The sequence below is a fragment of the Bacillus sp. 1A genome (genome assembly GCF_052682215.1).
In genome coordinates this window covers 49,860-70,887 of the sequence record NZ_JBQYLZ010000001.1, presented here as the reverse complement: position 1 = coordinate 70,887, position 21,028 = coordinate 49,860, and the positions used below count along the sequence as shown (strand labels likewise).

Here is a 21,028-nt window from a genome sequence, read left to right as displayed (position 1 = left end):
AAACATTTTCTCGTTGGTTTGTTTTAGACATTTTTATTTTTGTCAAAAAACTATTAAAAGGCGTACCGCCCACATTTTAACGAAAATATACGCTAAGTGTAGCTTTAGAATAAAGATTGATTAAAAAATATTCTTCAATCCTTATTTAACAGCAAATGCAAAAAATCCATTTTGAAAATATAAACAATATTTATAAAAAAGTTTAATTATTTGAAGATGAATTATGTTAGACAATATATACTAGCAAAGGTAAGTGGTCGATGATATCACTATCTAAAAAAATTTTTAATTGCTTCAATCCTTATTTTATGACTGCATTCGTCACAGCAATATTTCCCTTTTGGATTTTTCTTGAATTGCTTATATTTTTCAGTTCCTTCATTTACCCGAAATACATTTTTACAGCAAAAACAAATAACCTCATAAAATATCATGAACTTCCCCTCAGCAGGGTGATATGTTACTTTTGAGTTGTCCGCTCAAAGATTGTAATAAGTTCTTTAGTATAATCTTTAACGTTTAGATCGGGGTTTCTCATTAGCTCTAGGCTAAATCCGTCTATAGCATGCCTGATCGTTAATGCCATCACCCTTAAGGACGTTTCGGAAAATTCTCGAAACACCCCCTCTTGCATCCCAAAACGTAGAATATTTTTAATGGGAAGAAAAATATTTTCATCATGGTCTGCTGCAAAACGAAGTTTCCCTTCAGCTGTTCTTTCATTTGAAACAATTTCTATAACTGCGAATACATGCTTTCAATGTTCATCTATAAATTGCAGATTGGATTCAATATACTTTTGGAGCATTCCTTTCGGAGTCGTTTGAGCTTCAATTAGCGGACAACTAAAGGACTGGCAAGCTATATAATAATCGATTATAACTTGCTCCAGAAGTTCCTCTTTGTTTGTAAAATAATAAGAAATAACCCCCTTACTTATTTTTGCACGTTTAGCGATTTGTCCTAAAGAGGCTTTTACATAACCCACTTCAGCAAGTGTTTCAATTGCACATTCCATAATCTGAGCCCTACGGACTTTTCCTATAAATGACATTTTTTGATTATCTGTTTCGTTTTTTATACTCATGGTTATATTTTAGTACGTTCGTTCAAAAAATACAATTAAAACCCTTTTAATCAATATCTATATCACAATAAATTATAAATATAGGTAAATAGAGAAGAATGGTGGAAAAAGTGGATACGAGATTACTACATGGCATAATCGAAGGTCAAAAAATGAGGATAAAAAAAGAATCCTTAATTCAATAAGGATTCATAACGGGAAGATAAGAGACAGATATAGAAATAAAAATAAAAAGAATTAACTATATTATAATTCGAAAATATGAAAAGGCATATTGAGAAAAAATGTAGAATGAATTTTCTGATTAATTGTTTTAAAATAAAAAAGAATTGTAGTAACAAGCTGTCATTAAACCCCTTATACCAAAAAGATTGGCAAATATCCAATCTTTTTTTATGTAGATAGGCTCTCTTGCTTTTCTTGCATGAGAGCCTATCTACATTCGGGAACTACCTTTCATTATTATAAAGAAAAAATCCATATAAAATCAATAGGTTTTTCGATATTAAAACGCTACTTTTTCTATATTCTATGTTAAAATTAATGATTGAGGGTGCAATTTTTCAAGAGAAAAAGGCAAACAATATAAATACTTTCTGAAAGTGTTCAATTCAAGTTCAACAAAAAGCATTTGTTATTCTATAGCAAATGCTTTTTGACAAATTACATTCTTTTTTATAACATAAAAAAGGAATTGAGTGTACCAGACTCAATTCCTTCGGTGAAGTCATTTGCCAACGAATACCTGGTGAAAGAATCCTTCTTTTATGGTTGGATTCTTTTACTTTGTTTTGAGCATAAAGTGTAATACTGTATAGGCCATTTTTCTTGTTGAACATCCTCGTTTGAGTGCTAATTGTTGTAAGAGTTTTTGCTGAAATGGTGATAATTCAATTTCTACAAAATGCTGAAAAGCATGAGATTGCCTTACAGGTATATCCTCCATATAGATATAGTCTAAGCCTTCTGTTACTAACTCCGATGCAATTTGATCTAAATTTTCGTTATACACTGCGAACTCTTCCAATCTTTCATGCAAATGTGGTTCTAATGAAATTAATAACTTCTTATTATTTTTTCGGAATTTCTGTTTTTGGCCTTTCCAGTAATTTTGCTCTTGCATAACTGCATGTAACATTTTTATTCCCCCTATTTATAATTTATATTTCTCCCTTATAATCAAATCCCTACTTCTTGTTTCTTACAGTATCAACAGCGGCTAAACAGGCGGCTATCCCAAGACGCTTTTCACTATATATTTTCTTGTTCACTGTTAGGTACCAGCACCCATTTTCTTTTACGCTCAATAGATCGTCATATTGCCTCCCTAATTTTTCTAGAATAAAAGTGGATTCCTCAACAGGATTGAAATATTCAATCGGCATTCTAATAAATGGCGTACGATTCTTACCCCAATATGTACCGCATGTTTCTAGCCCCAAAAACTCTTTTGCAATACTGTTGTATAGGATTTGACAAATACTAATACCCTCAAAATCATCTTGTGTGACATCAAAATCAGACTGTCTTAATTTGCGCCCGTTTTTATCTGTTGTACCGATTTCAAATTCTTCACTTTTCAACAATTGGACTGTTTTCATCACATTAAATTCCCCCTTCATTTCTTACATGAACATGCTAAAATATTTTTGAAAGCATCTTATTTCTTGTGCCCTTCACCGATACGATCATTCATCACACTTCCCCTTTCTGTTGCTTTATAGCAATGGAAAGATCTTGTTTTGTAAAGCGGCTTTTACTCTCTTGCATAGCATTTTAAAGCAATTTCAACTTTGTTTCTTTGCAAAGAACTCTCCATACAGGTACACCGATTTTCATTTTTCATTTCCCCTTTTCTTCATTTATTCCATGCTTCTCAAAGCTCTACTTAGCTTTTATATGCCCTAAAATTACTCTGACATGATATATTAACTGCTCACGATCCATCTTCATATAACCTTTTATTTGTTGTGCCGACAAACGGATTTAAGATCTCTTAATGTCCATTCTTCAACTAGTGGGATATCAATAACAATAGGTTTTGTATTCATTCTTTTCCCCTCCAAAATAACAATTTAATTTTTGTAATTTTCTGAAATGTATAGGTAAAATTTTTTTAGGAATTTAAATTTAAGTTGAGGTTGTGTTAAAATAGGCTCACCAGACGTAATTTTGATAAGGATTTGTTTCATAGCCATTCTTCCTTTCTTAAATTATGATTCTGTATTAGAGAAAGATGTTTTTGAGCTGGCAGGCTAGGGAACATCTTTCTTTTAAAATATTAGTTTTTTCTTTCTCCAAACCACTTTATCATTGCTTCAGAAGTAATAATCCATTCTTTTCTCTTTCCATTCGGCTTAATAAAGCATTTAATTAATCCCTGTTGAATCATTACTTCTCTTTCTTGATCCGCTTTTTTAGAAATTCCCTCTTGTAACTTGTTCCTTAAAGTTGAATCAGGTATCTTCCAATAGAATGCGGCTTCACTAGGTGTCATGTAGTTATCAATTGCTTTCATAATTGTTTTCCCTCCACAATACTTTTGCTATAATATTTGTAGAAGGATTGAAGGGAATTCCTAGGTTCCCCATGATAAATCCTAATATCATTCAGAAGCCATTTATCACATTGATAATGGCTTATTTTATTTTTTATCCTCCTTCTTTAAGTTTTTCTATAACTTGATTATAGGACTTATAAGTCTTACAATCAACTACTTTTTGTTTTTTTATTTCGTATTTTTTCGACAAATTAAAAAAGCTATGTATATACATAGCTCCATACCCGTTATTTCACAACAATTTTCACTTTTGCTCCGTTTGGTAATTTCTCAACTTTATTACCTATATACGAACCAGCACCACGATTATCAGCTGGTTTTATATGCCTAATATCAGCACCTTTTCCGCCTTCTTTACACATGGCCATAGGGTATTCATCCCGATCATATCCTTTTTTCGTTGGAACATTTGCTAAAGACTGTTTTCTTCTTTCCGCGGCACCATCCCGATCAATTGTACAAATATCTGTTTTACCATTTGCAATCGCATCTTTAATATGTGCCGCTGTTTCTGGGTACTTATTCGATGGAAACTCTATCACTTGTGCAATATCTTGTGATCCATTCGCTTGTTTTGCATGATTGGAATTTTGAATTGCTGAACATCCTGTGAATATCAACCCTACTGTTAAAAAACTGCTTATAATCCTTTTGAAATTCATTGTAAACCCCCTTTTATTCCTTGTTTTCCGATTCATCTATTATTCTTCTTTTATATTATCCACTTTCTTGTTTTCCTGGGTTCTAAAGCCAAAGTAAAGTAGCGCACATGTAATAACTGAACCTACAATGTATCCTAAAACACATCCTAACCAAAACATAATGCCACTCCTTTTCATAGCACTGCGGTATTTTTCTGAATCAGTCACTTTAAAACACCCCGGCGTTTTATGAGTAAGTCATTTGATTACAGTTCACTAAGAACAAAGTCATAAAATACGTCTGCAACATTCTCCACCAGGTGATAAGAAACATACTTTTCCAACGCTTTCATTAACATTGGTTTTTCATCTTTAAAATCAATCGCATAATTCATTAAGAAACTCCAATTCCAGGATGGAATTGCAATCAAACAACTATGTTTCATCTCATGTTCACAAAAACAAACAGTTGGTGATCCATGTTCTTTTAACGCTTCAAACTCCACATATTTCATCTGTAATCCTCTTCCTCGTTTTCGTTAATCGCTAGCTTTCCGACTAATTTCATTAGGGTACTTAGGAAAATAAAGATATCTCTCTTGATCTTGTAACTTTTTCATTTCTTTAATTTTTTCATAATCTTTATACATAGCAATCCCCGTAAAAGGTTTCAGTGTTTCATATTTATCTTTTTTCATCTATAATGGCTCCTTTATTTTTTTATAACGTAAAGTCCTCCATTGTTTTACGAATTTCATCAGCTTCCACACCGATGTATTGTAGTGTTTGTCTTTGTGTCGCATGACCAAATAACTTCATTAAATAATACACATCTTTCATTTTTTTATAATACTGGTACCCAAACGTTTTCCGCATACTATGTGTTCCCCAATGCTCTGAATCAATCTCGCAAGCCCGTGCCGCTTTATGCAAAAACGTATGAGCCATTTGTCTTGTGATTGGCTTATCTCCTTGACGACTTGGGAATAACCAATCGGAATCTGCCATGTTACTTGTATATTTCGCAATTTCTTGTTGTAAAACCGTATTAAAATATACTTCTACGGTTGTATCTGTTTTTTCCATTTTAATTTTTATAACATGTTTCCCTCGAACATCTTTCACACGCAATCGTAAAATATCACTAATGCGTAAACCTGTGTTAATTCCAAAATAAAATAAAAAATAATTTCGATATGAGGAATTTTGCAAAAGCCAATCTTTCATTTCTTCAATTTTTTCTATTGAACGAATTGGCTCTTTTGCCCCAGGTTTTCGTCCCCCTTTCGTCATAAAACATGACCTCCTAAAACTATGTTGTAAGCTATAATATGTAAAACTTAGTTTACTATAACTATAATTTGTTAAACTGGCAATCTTTTTCTTTTCATTTTATAGCGAAAAAAACCAGTAATACCATAGAGAAACGCATGATATCACTGGTTTTTATGAGTTTAACATTTTGTATGTTTTGTAAAACCCATTTTTCTTTCTAATCTTTAAATGTGTTCCAAAAGGTGTACCTTTTGAGACTTGAAATAAGCCCGAAGAAATTAAAAGTTATACTATTTTGAATATCCTAAAAAGAAAACTAATATGTTGTGGAATTTAGGTATACAATAAATTTGTAAAGGAAATATTAATTCAGTTCATTTATTATTATTCAAACTGGAAAAAACCTATCAAGTGACTTTGGTAGGTTTCAAGGTATATTGACTACCCATAACGGGAGTTATGCAAAGAAAGAAGGAACAAAATTTGAGTTTAATAAATAAATTAGTTTGTCAAAAGTGATAGAATAAATAATAAATAGGATTTAATTAAGGTCTATTTTATTTAATTTCATTTTTATTATGTAGTTCTATATAGCAGAGAGAAAAGTACCCTATTTGGATGCCTACATAAGTGCTTATTATATATGAAATAAACTAAATACTGACAAAAAATGTGTATGCTATATATGACAGCTTACTGTAATTTACTATAATCTCAGTGAAATTAACGAGTGAATCCATGTCCAGGTTCTTGCTTAGCCATTGACACTAAACGTTTTATGATTTTACTATCAACAGAACCGTTTGTACGAGATATTGTATCTGCACCAAGCTGTACACCAGACTCTTGTGCAAGCGAGAAGAACACGAAGGGTTAATTGGTTAATTTTGTTATCTATCTCTTGGACTTGGACACACACTAATCACACGCCTCTTCAGATTCATACTATCAGTATGTCCAAGATTTATTGCAATTGTCCTGAAGTTTTTGTCTAGTTTCATTACATTGCTTCTTATGACATTGCTAAGAGACGACAAAAAGTTAAAAGAAAAAGAAATTTTCTTAGAAAAATTTCTTTTGTAAATATTCGTCTAAAGCTTCTCTTATTATTAATGATTCGCTTTTCTTTATTTTTTTTGAGTAGTGCTCGAGTTGAGTTAGTTGTCCTACACGAAAATATAATGACTTTAACTTCATGGGAGTCTCTGAATTCATATTAATAGTATTAAAGGCTTCTTTTTTAGCACTAAAAAGTGATTCAAAAGCAATCGATAATATTTCCTCTATATTTTTACAGTTATCTGGATATACCCCTACTCCCATACAAAATGTAATTGATTTATTAAATCTATCAGTTAGAAATTTTTGTAAATCATCCTTATTCTTAGCCAAATTAAATACAGAGATATCTTTAGTCGAAAATGCTACAAAAGAATCTCTGCCATACTGTGAAAATATAAAGTTAGAAAAGTTAATTGAAAACCCTTCTATAATAACATCCATGTTATCTTCTGTAATTTCATCTCCTAATAATTCCTTAGAATTATCAATATCTAGTGCTATCATAGTAAGTTTATCTACATTTGCGTTTCCCTGTATCTCCAGTAACATTTTTTTGAAATCTTCTATTTTAAAGAAATTTTTATTCATTATAATCTCCTATTCTCATTCAAGGGGTTTGGATAATTTAATACATGTTAAAAGATTCACTTTGTATATTCAAAAAAATCTTTTCTGTTTTACTCAAAACATGCAAGTAAATTCATAAATTTACTTGCAAAAATGTAATTCATTCAGAAAAGCTTATACCATTAAATAAGATATAAGCTTCTCTCGATTTAATTCTCTCAGAAAGTATATTTAAAATCAATTATAAAATTAATTTAAAGAAGAATTAAGTATTTCAACAAACCTCTTATACTTACTCTTAGTATTAACAGTATACTTATTTAATCTATATTTATTAATTATTTTCTCTATATCATTTGATGTTATATTCTCTATTTCTAATTCGTAATCAATATGATGATTAGAAAAAATAGATTGATCTAACTCAAGTGTATAGTCGCTGTCCTTAATTATAAATCTATTATTTATAAATGCCCCTAAAAAAATTAGTTTTTTATTTTCTTTAATATTTTCATTTATAATTTCACCTATTAACTCTTTTGCTTCACAAGGTAAAAATGACATTAAAAGATCAGGAGTTTTTAATAGTAATGCAAACTCTTCACTCGAAATAAATACCGAATACTCTCGAGATGTTACAACTGAAGATTCATTCCTTATTTTTTGTTTCATTGTTAGTTTCATATTAGAATCATTTTCTTTTCTTACTCTTAAAGTAATATTATTTTCACATAAAATATTATTACTAGTGTCAAAATAATAATTACTTTGGGTTTTAAAATCATACACTTTATTATTCTTTAAAATATCAATAAAATCTATCCTATTAATAATTGTCTTAAATTCAGTTTCAATTTCTAGAGTCATATTCTCCTCACCACCTAATCAATATTTATATTTAAGTCAAATTCATCTTTGTATTTTTTTGATACATAATAACGATAAAATACCATTAACATATTCGGTAAATTATAAACAAAGTGTCCAATAAGTGCTGGTAAAATTGAACCCGAATATCTATAAGATAAATACCATATTCCACCTAATATAAACAGTATAATATATGATTTATAAGAGAGATTTTCTCTAGTATTTTTTTGTATCATATGAAATAATGAAAAAAATAATCCTGACATTAAAGTGTCCAGTAAAATATTTATTTCTGGTAAAAATACCCGGAAGAATAATTCTTCAAAAAAAACTCCCCCTAATAAACTAATCTCAGCAGTAATAAAAACACTTGTTGGCATATAAGATAAAAAGAAATAGATATCTTTATTAAGGTATCCTTTGAAATCCTTTATTTGTATAACCAAGGCAACTATGGATGTTATAATGACCAGTAAATACCATCCGAAATTGATATTCCAATGAGTAACATTTGGGATATTATATAGATAAATAGGAAGAAAAAGAGGTATAAAGAATACAAATATTCTCATATACCTTTTTGTTTTACTCCCCCTAAGATTTTCTTTAACGTACGATGCAGCTAAAAGTGATACGGAGATAATATATAAATATTCAATAACCTCAATAATATATTTTATTTCACTGTCCCCTTTCTAAAACTTACTTCAAATAAAGAAAAAGACGCCTTTAATTTTTATGATTGAAGAAGCATTTTAGATAAGTCCTTTATTTATCACACAGTAGGAATAACTGCAGATGGCATAGTTACTTTTTTTAATTGGGGCTTCTTATACATTATTTCACCTCCCTACTAATTCTTATTAAGTACTTTATTTATTACACAGTAGGAATAACTGCAGATGGCATAGTTACTTTTTTTAATTGAGGCTTCTTATACATTATTTCACCTCCCTACTAATTCTTATTAAGTACTTTATTTATTACACAGTAGGAATAACTGCAGATGGCATAGTTACTTTTTTTAATTGAGGCTTCTTATACATTATTTCACCTCCCACTAATAAAGGCGCCTTTTTCATAGTTGAAAATTATATTTTAATACTCAATTAGTTTATTAGAATGTAATTCCTCTATAAATGATGTTATATCTACCTTGATTTCCTCAATACTTACACTAAACTTATTACTTACTATTGATATAATTTTTTCTATATCATTTTCGCCATTTATATTTTCCCATATTAAAATCCCTACATCATCAAGCTGAAAAATATCATGTCCATTAATAATATAAGGATTCCCTTTAATAATTCTGTATCTCGCTAAAAGATTCTTATCAGGTTTAATCACTTAGTCATTACCTCCTCGTTTAATTTACTGTTAACGTAATTCTGAGTTTTTATATTTAGTTCTTGGGCATATGAGAAAATCTCTTTAACATATTTTTCAAAACGCTCTTTCTTTAAATCTTCAGTGAATTTAAAACCTTTTAATTTACAATATTTCTCGAAAAAATCATTGTCTTGGAATGAATTTTGATATCTTTTTATTTTTCGATATATCCACTTATTTTTGGGGTTGGTCTCACCATGCATAGAAATAAATCCATTAATAGCTGAATCGAGTAATATATTTAGCATTATAAAAGATGAACCAAAATCTCCACTTTGAAAAGCTCCATTGGCGTCTTCTAAAAGCCCTCCAAACTCTTCAAGATGTAATATAGCCTTATATAATTTTAAATTGCTAAAGTTAATATTTTTTAAATAAGAATAAAATAGTTCTTCATTTTCTATTGGTAAGGCATCCTTTAGGCGATGCAAAAAATCAAATTCTTGATCAGTTAATCGATTTGATAGTGTTTCTCCATCATATTTAATTGTATTTAATTTCCTTACAATTTCTCCGAAGTTCTCAATTGTATGATACTCAATATCATATCTAATACCGCCTTCTAAAATATTATGAATTGTATAACTCCCAATATTAACTAGTACTTCTGGCCGCTCTTCACTTGTTTCAATTTTAGGCATATCTTCAGTTATAACAAACATATCTACATCCGAGCTTTCGTTCCCAAATCCTTCTACCAAGGATCCTGCAACATAAATAAATTTAACATTAGATCCTATCACTAAATTTCCCAAAGATTTTTTAGCCGTTTCTACTATTTTGTTTACTTCCATTTCATTCCCCTCCTTGACCACATTATATATACAACATTATAATTACGTCAATATATATATACGATTATATGTACGTGATGTATAATTTAATTATTCTATTTTTAGGGAGGGACTATCACAAATGAACGTAACAAAGAACAACAAGGTTTTATTAATAATCATCGCTTCAGGATTTTCATTTTTAGGAAATGGTATGCATTTTATTGCAATATCTTGGCTGGTTTTACAAATTACAAATAATCCAGTATATGTAGGCATACTGGTAGCTGCAAGTACAATACCAGGTATCATTATTTCTCCGTTTGCAGGAGTAATTGTTGATAAATTCAATAAAAAAATTTTAGTTATTTTAACAGATTTCATTCGAGGCGGACTAGTTCTATCAATTCCTGCAGTTATATATTTGTTTGACTCAATATTATGGTACCTATTTTTTGTAACTATACTCATAAGTGCATCCAGTAATTTTTTCTTTCCTGCACTATCAGGTATTATTAAAGAATCTTTTCAAAAAGAAATTTTAATAAAAGTTTTTAGTGCCAATTCAACATTAATTCAAATTGGTATGATTGCTGGTACTGGCCTGTCCGGAGTAATAATAGCTAAATGGTCTATAAATTTTGTGTTTATTATCGACGCTTTAACATACATAATATCCGCTGTCTTGCTTTATTGTGTGAAATATACACCTATAGTAAAATCTTCAGCAAATAAGATTACATTTTTGGCAGATGTAAAAGCGGGACTCAATTATATATGGGGGAGTAAACTAATATTATTTCTATTCTTTATTGGGTTAGTACAAAACTCAATTGTCAATATTATTAATTCACTATTAGCTGTCTTTACCAAGGATACACTTCAATTAGGCGCTACTGAATATGGAATGTTAGATGCTAGTTTTGCTGTAGGATCTGTTATAATTGGTCTAGCATTAACTTCAAAAACAAAAAATGTACCTGAAGAAAAACTACTTACTTATGGATTTGGGCTTGCCGGAATAAGCTTCTTTGTTCTTGTATGGGCTAATAACTTATATATATCTTTAATTGGATTATTCATGTTAGGAGCTTCAATAATGCTAACCCTACCAAGTAGAAAAAGTTTGTTAGTTAAAAATGTAGACGGAGAATTTATTGGGAGAGTTGAAAGTCTTAATTGGATGTCAATATCTTCAATTTCCCCTTTAATTGCGGTATTATTTAGTTTTTCAAGCAATCTCATAGGTATCAGATATATCTTTTTTATATTAACAATTATCCTTATATGCACTAGTTTATTATGTTATTGGAAACTCAAAGTAACTTCTATTAACAGGCCAACAGAGAAAATATCCTGATTTAAAAGCTCTTATGAAATCCTCAGTTAACTTAACATATTATCTGTCTAGTGATTTGCAGAGAGATTTTTATTTGGTTTTATATTTCTCAATATTCTTTAAAATTAATTTATTTATAATATAAGTCTACATTGAAAATAACTTTTATTAGGAGATGAAGATATATGTATTTAGATAACGCCTCTACCTCCTGGCCTAAACCAGAAGTTATAGTTAATCAAATGAATAATTATATGAATTTAATAGGTGCAAGCCCTTCTCGTTCAGGTTATAAAGCCGCTCTAAAAAGTGAAGAATTGGTGTTAGAAGCAAGAGATAATTTATCAAAGTTACTTTGTATCAAGTATCCAACTCAACTCATATTCACATTAAATGCAACAGAAGCTATAAATACTGCTATTTTCGGTATTTTAAACTCAGGAGATCATGTAATTACAACGGTTATAGAGCACAATTCTGTACTTCGTCCTCTCTGGAAGTTAAAAGAAAATGGTTTTATAGATTTAACCGTAGTCGAATGTGATAATACAGGATTAATTAACCATACAGAAATTGAAAATAGTATTAAAAAAAACACAAAGTTAATTGCGATTAACCATGTTTCTAATGTAACAGGGACAATTCAACCAGTTGAAAACATTGGGGAAATATCTAAGAGGAATAACATACCATTCCTCTTAGATATTTCACAAAGCGCAGGTCATATTCCAATCGATATTTCTAAAATTGGAGCGGATCTCGTAGCATTTTCCGGTCATAAAGGTTTATTCGGTCCAACAGGCACTGGTGCATTATATATTTCCCCAGAAGTAAGTGTTAGTCCTTTAAAAGTGGGAGGAACAGGTATTCTATCGGAAATTTTAGATCAACCAGAAGCTATGCCTAACAAGTATGAAAGCGGAACTATTAATACGGTAGGAATTATTGGGTTAGGCGCTGGAGTAAACTTCCTTATGGAAACTAGTTTAGAAAAAGTAGCAAGACATGAAAAATTATTATTTGATTTATTGATGGAAGAACTTTCACCGCTTGAAAATTTAACAATATATAATAATGCCTTTCATAATACTGGGCTATTCTCATTCAATATTAATAATTTGTTACCAGGAAGGATTGGTTATTTATTAGATACTGTTTACGATATCCAAGTACGCACTGGGTTACATTGTGCCCCATTAATTCATAATCGTATCGGATCAGGAACAAATGGAACGGTACGAATTAGTCCTGGCTACTTTAACACTGTCGATGAAATTAAGGGCTGTATTGAAGCGATTGTAGAAATACATAACGCTACTGCTGATGTCAAAGCTTTAAAGATACCAATACAACAATAAAAAGGATTGATATATTATGAATGTGGTCATAGGAATTGCTGGGAAAATAGGTAGTGGTAAAAGTACTCTATCTAATGAAATTGCTAAACATTTGAATTGTAACACTATAAATACAGGGGATTATTTTAGAGAGATTTCTTTAAAAAGAAACCTCTCTACTGATCGAAGCACTCTACAGCAATTAGGGAATGAAACCATTGCTATTGGCTGGGATTATTTCTCTAAAGAACTGTTAAATTTCGCTAATTGGTCTAACGAAAAAAAATTATTAATAGCAGGAATCCGCAATGTTAAATTATACGAGCAATTAAAGAAAGATATACATCCAAATAAATTTTATTTAATCTATATAGACACTCTAGATGAAGTACGTAGAGTGCGTATAAAAGAACGTGTAGAAACAGAGAAAAAACTAGATTTTCATCCTGTTGAAGCGCCGGTAGAAGAATTAAAAAAATTTGCTGATTTAATTTTAGATAATAATAGGCAAATAGATATGGTTAAAGAACATGCTTTGATTTGGATAAAAAATATATTAAAGGAGATGCAAATTAGCCATGAATAAAACAGAAGTATTACTTCAAGAACTTAAAGACCGCTGTTCGTTTTGTGATGAAGAAGAAGATAAAACCTTGTTTAAAACACCTAATTTTCAAGTTAGATTTTCTATAGGTCAAATTGTTGAAGGATATTGCTTAATTATTCCTAACGATCACTACCATTGTATGGGATCTTTACCCGATAATTTACGCAATGAATATCTAACTTTAAAAAATCATGTAAGAAAAATACTAACTGAGATCTACGGATCATGCATTTTTTACGAACATGGCAGGGTTGGTGTATGTGATGTTCAACCTGGTGAACAACTTTGTTATCATGCACATCTCCATGCAGTACCAGTTGATGTAGATTTATTATCAAAAATTCAGGAATCATTTATTCCAATAAAATTAAAGACATACGAAGAATTACAAGGTTATTATAAAAAATTAGGACATTACTTGTATTTCGAAAATAGCAATAGTGAAAAATTTATATTTAATATTAATAGACCTATTAGAAGACAATATTTAAGATTCCTGACTGCAGATGGTATTGGTAGGCCAGAATTAGCAAATTGGAGAAAACATCCTGGGTATGAATTAATGAAAAAGGCAAGGGTTACACTTATTCAGCATTTCAATAATATTAAAATTCAATAACTTTATAAAAAGGAGCGTTTTTATGAGAGGAAAATTCATAGTACTAGAAGGTTTGTCAGGTGCAGGTAAATCTACTACGGCAAATAAATTAATTGATAATTTCAAAAAAAATGGAGTAGAAGCTGTATATCATCATGGAGCTTGTACAGATAGTGAATTCGGAAAAAACTTAAAAAAAATGATGGTAAATAACTCTTTTAATAATAAACAATCTGCACTAGTAACGCCTTTTTTTATTGCAGATATATTACAAGACTCAATTAATACTATAAAACCTTTATTGGAAAAAGGTGTTTATGTTATTCAAGATCGGTATGCAGACTCAATAATTTCATATAATAATTTTTCAGGAATTGTTAATGACGAATTAATTGATATACAGCCTATTTTTGAATTATATCATTCCTTAGGCTTAATACTACAACCTGATATTACTATACTGTGTCAGGTAAAAGAAAAAACTTTAATAGATCGACTAATTGAGAGGAAAAACGCTGGTAAGTTAACCAGTGTTCATCAGCAATACCTCGATAATCCTGGCTATATTAGTCTGCATCAAGAACAGTTCATTAAATTATTAAACGATTCCAACGGAAAGCATTCAATAGTGGAGACTGATAACTTCTCATGCTATGAAACTATTGATAAAATATCAATTCAATTATTAGATTGATATTATTAATAATCATTTAAAATAAGAAACGCTATTTAATATATAATAAATATTTTATAGTTATAATTTTTGGGGAATCTATCACTACAAAAGAGAACTTGATATTACTAACTTTCTTTTGTAGTGGAGTTTAACAAGATAATTTTGACATCCAAAGATATTTTGAAATTTTTTCTTATTCTATATCATCCTAAGAAGGAGCTACCCGTTATGATAATTGCCTCAATAAATCTTAATAAAAGACTTCAAAACAACAATATACGAATTAAAATAGAGGAATGGCTTTATCAAAATAATATTGATGTCGCTGTATTTCAAGAACCATACAAACATATAGACCAAGACCCTCCTGAATTAGCTGGTTATCATAATGTCGGGGGTAATCATAATGTTTGTTGTTATATAAAGGATATTTATGAATTACCAAATCAAAGGTTGATCACTGATTATTTTCAGTATATCAAAATTAATAATTTACACTATTTAAATGTGTATTTAAATTCATATAAAACAAAGGAAAGAGCTTTGCAACTGGAAATGATACGAAGCTTTCTGGAAGACTTTAATTATAATCCCCTTATTATCTCTGGTGACTTTAACATTGCACCTAGACCATGTGACGGATTATATGGAGAAAATATCAGTAGATTTAACTCACACATTGATAGAACGCCTTTACAATTAATTATTGAAAAATTAAATTTAATTGAAGTACAAAATACAAATAAGCAACAAGAATTTACGTACGAAAAAAAGGTAAAGGATAAATGGATAAAATTCAGATGTGATTTAGCTTTGATTTCTAAAGAAATTTCCAAAAATACATTTTTAAAATATGATCATACGGTACGTACTAACAATAAATTTACTGATCATTCTGCACTTATAATCAATAATCCATTTGAGTTGAATTCTATACAAGTAAATTCTCACAAAACAGCTATGTCACGTACTGGTCCATCGAAAATAGCTAAATATATTGTTGGAAAGTATCAAAAAGAATTACTACGCTCTAGCCTTCTGGACTTTGGATGTGGTAGAGGCACAGATGTAGATTTTTATCGGAATTCTGGTATAGACGCAGATGGATACGATCCTCATTTAAGTTATGGATGGTCTAAGCTTCCTAGTCGAATGTATGACCTCATAGTTATTAACTATGTATTAAATGTACTTGAAAGTCGCTCTAAACGTATTGCAGTTTTACGTGAAGCAAGTAAATATCTTTCTCCAAAAGGGAAAATGATTATAGTAACCAGGTCATCTAATGAGATTAATCGGGAAGCACTACGTAAAAATTGGCAACCAATCAATGATGGATATTGGTCCCATAAAAAGAAGGGTACTTTTCAAAAAGGTATCGATGACGAAGAATTATTATCTCTAGGAGAATCCATAAACCTTGAAAAATGCCCAACAAATATTAATTTTAATTTCAAACCAAATTCGTCATATATTATTTTGCAAAATAAACTTAAAAGTAATAAACCATTTTAAAGGGGAATTTCTGATCTTCAATATATAGATTACTTATTTGGATTCACTTAAACATTTCACGGATTCTGTATGCTAAGGCCGTAACCCTTTATACAGAAGAATCTTTAATATAATAATCCCTAAAAATTACCATATAAAATATTCTGAACCGTTTTTAGGAATTTCTTAGTATACGAAATTCGCGTTTTGTTGGCGTAACCTTCTTTATTAAAATTAATTGAAAGGATATGAATAAAATGATAATAGCTTTTGAAGGAATACACGGATGTGGGAAAAGTACCCAAATAAGTTTATTAGAGCAATATTTGGTTAATGAAAAAAAATTACAAATAATAAAAACGGATTGGAATTCATACCCTAAACTTTTTGAAATCAGCCGTGAACTTAAATATACAAATGCACTTACACCCTTATCCCATACATTGATTCACTCTTTAGATTTCTTACTTCGTTACGAACAACAAATACTGCCTGCTGAAAAAGAGAACAAAATCATCTTGGTCGATCGTTATATTTTCACTTCATATGTCCGAGATGGCCTAAGGGGTATAAGTGATGAGCTTTTAGATACACTTTATGCGGAAATAATTCAACCTTCATTAGTGTTCTACTTTGATATAGATCCGTCTCTTACTTTAGAAAGAGTAACTGACCTCAAAATTAGAAATCCATATGTTATTGGAAAAGACATGAATTATTCTGGTAAGACTGAAATTAGCGAAATATTTCTCCAATATCAGGAGGACCAAAGATCAAAGTATAACCAAACATTTGATAGGTTATCTGTAAACCCAGTAATCATCGACTCTACTCTAGATGTAAATTCAATTTTTAATAAAATTAAAAATGTTATTGAGGAAGAATTCTATATCAATAGCTCTAATAAGACTGTTTCAAAAATATTATAATGTTCCATTTTCTTTTACCAAACAAACATTCGAAACTATCCCCAAAAACAAAAAGAACTTGTAGAAATCATTACAAGTTCTTTTTCATATTATCTAAAAAAGGTGAAACAAACTATCTCATAATCTGAATCGGAGCAAACACTCTAACCACGGGTTGATTTTATTATATATCGAATATTAAAATATGCTCTTTTAATATTTGAAAATTATGTGAATTTATAAAGAAAGAATAAATAACTGTCTTACCCCCCTGAAAATCCCAATTAAATATTTCGAACAAAACACTTTAAATCAATATATATTTCATAATAAATTAGTAAAAATTTACCCATACTTACATTTTTTATAATTTATTATGGTATAGATATTGATTCAAAACATTTTATACAAAATTCATAATTGGTATTTTTAGGGATTGATGACTCACTATAACATCTCATTTCTTGAATTCACATAATTTTCAAAAATAAAACCTTAAAGAATTGCAATTTGTTGTATAATGGAGTCAAACCATATATAAGATAGTTTCCCCGATATGAATAACCAGATATTTTATGTGTCCTTTGTATTGGCTGTAACCTCAAAAAGAACTTGTAGGATTCCTACAAGTTCTTTTTGCTTTTCTTATTGTATTTAGAGTAGAAACTATGAAGAAATATGATATTAAGCGTTCTTCATTTTATAAATTTACTAAACAGTATGAAGAAGCAAAAAAAGGGAAACCTAATGAATAATTAATGATGATTCAGGGGGTACCAAATGGAGCATAAAACAAAGGTAACAATTGGGGATTACGTTCAATTTTTATATCGTAAAAATCCTAATTTACAATTAACCGGATATGTAGTGAGTGTTCTACAGAATACAATTGTTGTAGATATTACAGAGATAATGGGAATTGAAGTAGATGATGTTAGGCAAGTAGTAAAACATGGTTGCTATAATAAAGTGGTTCATAAGCAAATCAAAAATAATGTTTCATAAAAATTGCTCCTAGATTTATCTAGGAGCAATTTTTATGATAAAGTTACTGGATTTCTTGAGATGATGGATACCAGATTTTAGACAGTAACATATTCATTTAGAAAAAGCATCTAAATAGGATACTTTTTTTGTTATCTAAAAAATATATAAGAAACTTTGTTATAAACCTAAAAAACACACTACTGATAACCAACACAAAAAGCCGCTTTATAAAAATATATTAGTCGTTTTTATTTTCAAATTTTACAACTGGTTGTTTCATTTTATGGAGTGACGCAAGGAATTTTTCGTTTACATCAAGAGTTTCAAGAACTAACTTTTGAGGTGTAAGAGCCAGCCACTGGTTTAATGAAATATCAGCATAATGATCACTTTTAAATATTTCAAGGAAATATAATGGTTCATCACCGATATTTTCTACATAATGTCCCATTGCGAATGGTACATATCCAACGTCTCCAGCTTGAAAATTAAATGTACGAGCATGACCATCAGCGGCGAATACCGTCATCTTTGCTTTACCTGAAATATAATATTGCCATTCATCCGTATTTGGGTGCCAATGGAGTTCTCTTATTGCACCAGGTAATACTTCAACCAGAGCGGATGCTATGGTTTTTGATGCCTTGAAATTAGAAGAATCAGCAATCCATACTCTACCACCACTTGATTTAATAGGTTCTTGTTTTAATAATTCATATTTAAAAGGGTTAGGAACAGTCCCATTTGGACTTTCTACTCGATCATCGTCAATAGAGCCTGGGACTTCTTTTTGAAACATGTACTTTTCCTCTTTAGGTAACCCTATAAGAAGTTCCTCACAAACTCCAAAGTTCTTCGCAATTACATCTTTAGGAGTATGTGCTAACCAATCTGTAACTTGAAATGTACTATTTTCAGAAAATTTTCCGTCGTCAAATACTAACAAAAACTCAGCACCGTCTTTTAAACCTTGAATAGAATGCGGGAGGCCAGATGGAAAATACCATAAGTCACCTTCTTTTACATCAGCTATAAAGTTATGACCTTCAGCATCAATAGAAGTAATACGTGCCTCACCATACATCATATATGCCCACTCTGCTTCTTTATGCCAATGTAATTCCCTAATTGCTCCAGGTTTTAAACGCATGTTAACAGCAGCAATTGAGTGTGAAATGGGAAGTTCACGAACAGTCACCTCGCGTGCATAACCACCCTTTTCTAATCGGTTATGTGTATCAGAAAATGAAAACTTCATATTATCAACTGTACCACTATCTGTTTCAGGAGACACTAGCATGTCAGGGTTCTGACGATCCAGTTCAATGTTACGTGGTATTTTAACAGTGGCTCCTTTATCCCCTCGAATTGGTTCTGGAACTTTTTGTTCTACATTTAACATTGTAACTTCCCCTTTCTATTTCATTATATGAATGAATAAAAACAGAGATGTATCAATTTCTTAAAATGTACTTGCATAACAAGCTTATACCTATTTCGGATTTTTTGAAATGAAATTATATATTTTTCAAAATTTGTCTGACCTTATATATCTTCATATTAGGGATTACTTTCCCCTTTTGGGAAAATTGTACGCTAAGGAGTTTATAAATGTTTTCGGACATAGTTACAAACATGAGAATTTTTAATTTTAAAGGTATAACTATATTTTTAACCCCGCCATAAATATAGAACGGCGGTTCTCTACACAATAAAAAATATTTCAATAAAGTTTAATTTAATTGTTCAGCTATAGGGGTTCAGCCGAGATATACACGTATCTCGGCTGAACCCCTTTCTACAAAAAGAATAGCGCTTTTTTCGTTATATAGATACAAAATTACCTTAATTTGATGGTGATGAGGTCGTATCCCTAAATGGAAGCCTTCAAAATAGCATATATGTTTTATCTTTCTTTTATTGTCCTTTTTATTTGCTCACTTATTCCACGCAGCGTCGGACTTAAAGATGAACACAAAGATTCTACGATTGGATAACGAATTTCTTTGCGATTTAATTCTTCTAACAATCCTTCTATTAATACTTTATCTCTACCTACAACTACGTCCTGAATTTTTTTAAATTCTTCTATAAGGGATTCTCTTTGTTGCATTTCTTCATCAATTTCTATAGAAAAAATAGCCTGTTTTGTTTCTATCATTTCTGTCAATATAAGCTCCATATAGTGATATGTAAGATGGATTACTTTTTGAGGGAAAATCGATTTTTGTGATGTTTTACTAATTACCATGATAGTTTGTAACATACCAAAGTACAATGACATCACTTCTTTACTATATGGGCGTATGACCTCCCCTTTGACCTCAACCAATCGTTCTGCCATCCACCGAATATCCCTTTTTTCTTCTTGAAATACCATCTTACGTAAATCTTTATTTTGTCCTTGACGTATAGTGCGAATTAATTCATTCAAATAATAAGAATAAGTACGAGTTAAATAAAGTATAAGTTGTTCTTTAAAAATTGCTTCATTACTTCGTAATTGATCAATTAATAATTGATCTAGTTCTTCTCGAACTTTCCCATATGTTTGTTTAATAATTTGTGCAATACATTCATCTTTGGATGAAAAGTATTTATAAAAGGTACCTTTAGAAATATTTGCTGCGTTCAATATATCCTGTAAAGATGTATGTTCAATCCCTTGATTTATGATCAGTTTTAATGTTTGTTCTGCAATTTGTTGTTGTTTAGATTCCATTTTGTTACTCCCTCTACTTCATATTAATTTATTTCATTTTAACACACTGAACCTGAGGTTCAAAAAATATACCTGCAGTTTACATCTTAGAAATAATCATATACAATGTGTTAAGAATGAAAGGAATGAA

Annotated in this window: 25 protein-coding genes and 1 pseudogene; 8 read left to right on the top strand and 18 right to left on the bottom strand. The window is 30.2% G+C overall.

The features are described 5' to 3' along the window. Positions 1-269: 269 nt before the first annotated feature. The 16 genes and pseudogenes from ACUN0F_RS00375 to ACUN0F_RS00300 all read right to left on the bottom strand — a co-directional run bounded on the left by ACUN0F_RS00375 (position 270) and on the right by ACUN0F_RS00300 (position 10,251). Positions 270-434, bottom strand: a complete 165-nt coding sequence (locus ACUN0F_RS00375) for a DUF2197 domain-containing protein (RefSeq protein WP_098173666.1) — start codon at positions 432-434, stop codon at positions 270-272. Positions 435-460: 26 nt separating this feature from the next. Next, positions 461-1,087, bottom strand: a pseudogene (locus tag ACUN0F_RS00370) (TetR/AcrR family transcriptional regulator). Positions 1,088-1,868: 781 nt separating this feature from the next. Further along, a complete protein-coding gene (locus ACUN0F_RS00365) occupies positions 1,869-2,225 on the bottom strand; it encodes a hypothetical protein (protein ID WP_445538953.1) in 357 nt (118 codons plus the stop codon). Between the two features lie 49 nt (positions 2,226-2,274). Continuing rightward, entirely contained in the window at positions 2,275-2,688 is a 414-nt protein-coding gene (locus ACUN0F_RS00360) for a hypothetical protein (RefSeq protein WP_445540790.1), read from the bottom strand. Between the two features lie 680 nt (positions 2,689-3,368). Next, positions 3,369-3,605: a hypothetical protein gene (locus ACUN0F_RS00355; protein ID WP_016127997.1), complete on the bottom strand. Its 237-nt coding sequence runs from the start codon at positions 3,603-3,605 to the stop codon at positions 3,369-3,371. Positions 3,606-3,874: 269 nt separating this feature from the next. Continuing rightward, positions 3,875-4,309: a NucA/NucB deoxyribonuclease domain-containing protein gene (locus ACUN0F_RS00350; protein ID WP_445538952.1), complete on the bottom strand. Its 435-nt coding sequence runs from the start codon at positions 4,307-4,309 to the stop codon at positions 3,875-3,877. Positions 4,310-4,348: 39 nt separating this feature from the next. Then, positions 4,349-4,516 (bottom strand): hypothetical protein, encoded by a 168-nt coding sequence (locus tag ACUN0F_RS00345; RefSeq protein WP_445540861.1) that lies wholly within the window; start codon positions 4,514-4,516, stop codon positions 4,349-4,351. 38 nt (positions 4,517-4,554) lie between these two features. After that, entirely contained in the window at positions 4,555-4,803 is a 249-nt protein-coding gene (locus ACUN0F_RS00340; protein WP_445538951.1) for a hypothetical protein, read from the bottom strand. Between the two features lie 24 nt (positions 4,804-4,827). After that, positions 4,828-4,986: a hypothetical protein gene (locus tag ACUN0F_RS00335; RefSeq protein ID WP_445538950.1), complete on the bottom strand. Its 159-nt coding sequence runs from the start codon at positions 4,984-4,986 to the stop codon at positions 4,828-4,830. 22 nt (positions 4,987-5,008) lie between these two features. After that, the gene (locus ACUN0F_RS00330) at positions 5,009-5,581 is read right to left on the bottom strand and encodes a tyrosine-type recombinase/integrase (RefSeq protein WP_445538949.1); all 573 of its coding nucleotides are present in this window, start codon (positions 5,579-5,581) and stop codon (positions 5,009-5,011) included. Between the two features lie 705 nt (positions 5,582-6,286). Beyond that, positions 6,287-6,430, bottom strand: coding sequence for a small, acid-soluble spore protein, alpha/beta type (locus tag ACUN0F_RS00325; protein ID WP_445538948.1), 144 nt, complete (start codon positions 6,428-6,430; stop codon positions 6,287-6,289). A gap of 195 nt (positions 6,431-6,625) precedes the next feature. Continuing rightward, entirely contained in the window at positions 6,626-7,213 is a 588-nt protein-coding gene (locus tag ACUN0F_RS00320) for a hypothetical protein (protein WP_445538947.1), read from the bottom strand. 228 nt (positions 7,214-7,441) lie between these two features. Beyond that, positions 7,442-8,059, bottom strand: a complete 618-nt coding sequence (locus tag ACUN0F_RS00315; protein WP_445538946.1) for a CYTH domain-containing protein — start codon at positions 8,057-8,059, stop codon at positions 7,442-7,444. Between the two features lie 14 nt (positions 8,060-8,073). Next, complete coding sequence (locus tag ACUN0F_RS00310) at positions 8,074-8,634, bottom strand: CPBP family intramembrane glutamic endopeptidase (protein ID WP_445538945.1); 561 nt, start codon at positions 8,632-8,634, stop codon at positions 8,074-8,076. A 526-nt stretch (positions 8,635-9,160) separates the two neighbouring features. Continuing rightward, positions 9,161-9,415, bottom strand: coding sequence for a PqqD family protein (locus tag ACUN0F_RS00305; protein ID WP_445538944.1), 255 nt, complete (start codon positions 9,413-9,415; stop codon positions 9,161-9,163). After that, complete coding sequence (locus ACUN0F_RS00300) at positions 9,412-10,251, bottom strand: nucleotidyltransferase domain-containing protein (protein WP_445538943.1); 840 nt, start codon at positions 10,249-10,251, stop codon at positions 9,412-9,414. The genes ACUN0F_RS00305 and ACUN0F_RS00300 overlap by 4 nt, the downstream gene beginning before the upstream one ends. 121 nt (positions 10,252-10,372) lie before the next feature. On the opposite strand from ACUN0F_RS00300, the gene ACUN0F_RS00295 reads away from it, so the two are divergent. The 8 genes from ACUN0F_RS00295 (at position 10,373) to ACUN0F_RS00260 (ending at position 18,194) form a co-directional block, all read left to right on the top strand. After that, positions 10,373-11,590 (top strand): MFS transporter, encoded by a 1,218-nt coding sequence (locus ACUN0F_RS00295; protein WP_445538942.1) that lies wholly within the window; start codon positions 10,373-10,375, stop codon positions 11,588-11,590. A 164-nt stretch (positions 11,591-11,754) separates the two neighbouring features. Next, positions 11,755-12,927 carry an aminotransferase class V-fold PLP-dependent enzyme gene (locus ACUN0F_RS00290; protein WP_445538941.1) on the top strand — a complete coding sequence of 391 codons (1,173 nt, stop codon included), beginning with the start codon at positions 11,755-11,757 and terminating at the stop codon, positions 12,925-12,927. A gap of 16 nt (positions 12,928-12,943) precedes the next feature. Beyond that, positions 12,944-13,492 (top strand): AAA family ATPase, encoded by a 549-nt coding sequence (locus ACUN0F_RS00285; protein ID WP_445538940.1) that lies wholly within the window; start codon positions 12,944-12,946, stop codon positions 13,490-13,492. Continuing rightward, positions 13,485-14,132: an HIT family protein gene (locus ACUN0F_RS00280; protein WP_445538939.1), complete on the top strand. Its 648-nt coding sequence runs from the start codon at positions 13,485-13,487 to the stop codon at positions 14,130-14,132. The genes ACUN0F_RS00285 and ACUN0F_RS00280 overlap by 8 nt, the downstream gene beginning before the upstream one ends. A 22-nt stretch (positions 14,133-14,154) precedes the next feature. Beyond that, a complete protein-coding gene (tmk, locus tag ACUN0F_RS00275; protein WP_445538938.1) occupies positions 14,155-14,805 on the top strand; it encodes a dTMP kinase in 651 nt (216 codons plus the stop codon). 210 nt (positions 14,806-15,015) lie between these two features. Further along, on the top strand, positions 15,016-16,302 hold the full coding sequence (locus ACUN0F_RS00270; protein WP_445538937.1) for a methyltransferase domain-containing protein: 1,287 nt from the start codon (positions 15,016-15,018) through the stop codon (positions 16,300-16,302). A 236-nt stretch (positions 16,303-16,538) separates the two neighbouring features. Continuing rightward, complete coding sequence (locus tag ACUN0F_RS00265; protein ID WP_445538936.1) at positions 16,539-17,210, top strand: dTMP kinase; 672 nt, start codon at positions 16,539-16,541, stop codon at positions 17,208-17,210. Positions 17,211-17,969: 759 nt separating this feature from the next. Then, complete coding sequence (locus tag ACUN0F_RS00260) at positions 17,970-18,194, top strand: DUF2187 family protein (protein WP_046956918.1); 225 nt, start codon at positions 17,970-17,972, stop codon at positions 18,192-18,194. Positions 18,195-18,414: 220 nt separating this feature from the next. On the opposite strand, the gene ACUN0F_RS00255 is transcribed toward ACUN0F_RS00260, so the two are convergent. Together ACUN0F_RS00255 and ACUN0F_RS00250 are read right to left on the bottom strand one after the other, a co-directional pair. Beyond that, positions 18,415-19,578 (bottom strand): oxalate decarboxylase family bicupin, encoded by a 1,164-nt coding sequence (locus ACUN0F_RS00255; protein WP_327989033.1) that lies wholly within the window; start codon positions 19,576-19,578, stop codon positions 18,415-18,417. 504 nt (positions 19,579-20,082) lie between these two features. Beyond that, the gene (locus ACUN0F_RS00250) at positions 20,083-20,898 is read right to left on the bottom strand and encodes a TetR/AcrR family transcriptional regulator (protein WP_445538935.1); all 816 of its coding nucleotides are present in this window, start codon (positions 20,896-20,898) and stop codon (positions 20,083-20,085) included. Positions 20,899-21,028 lie beyond the last annotated feature (130 nt).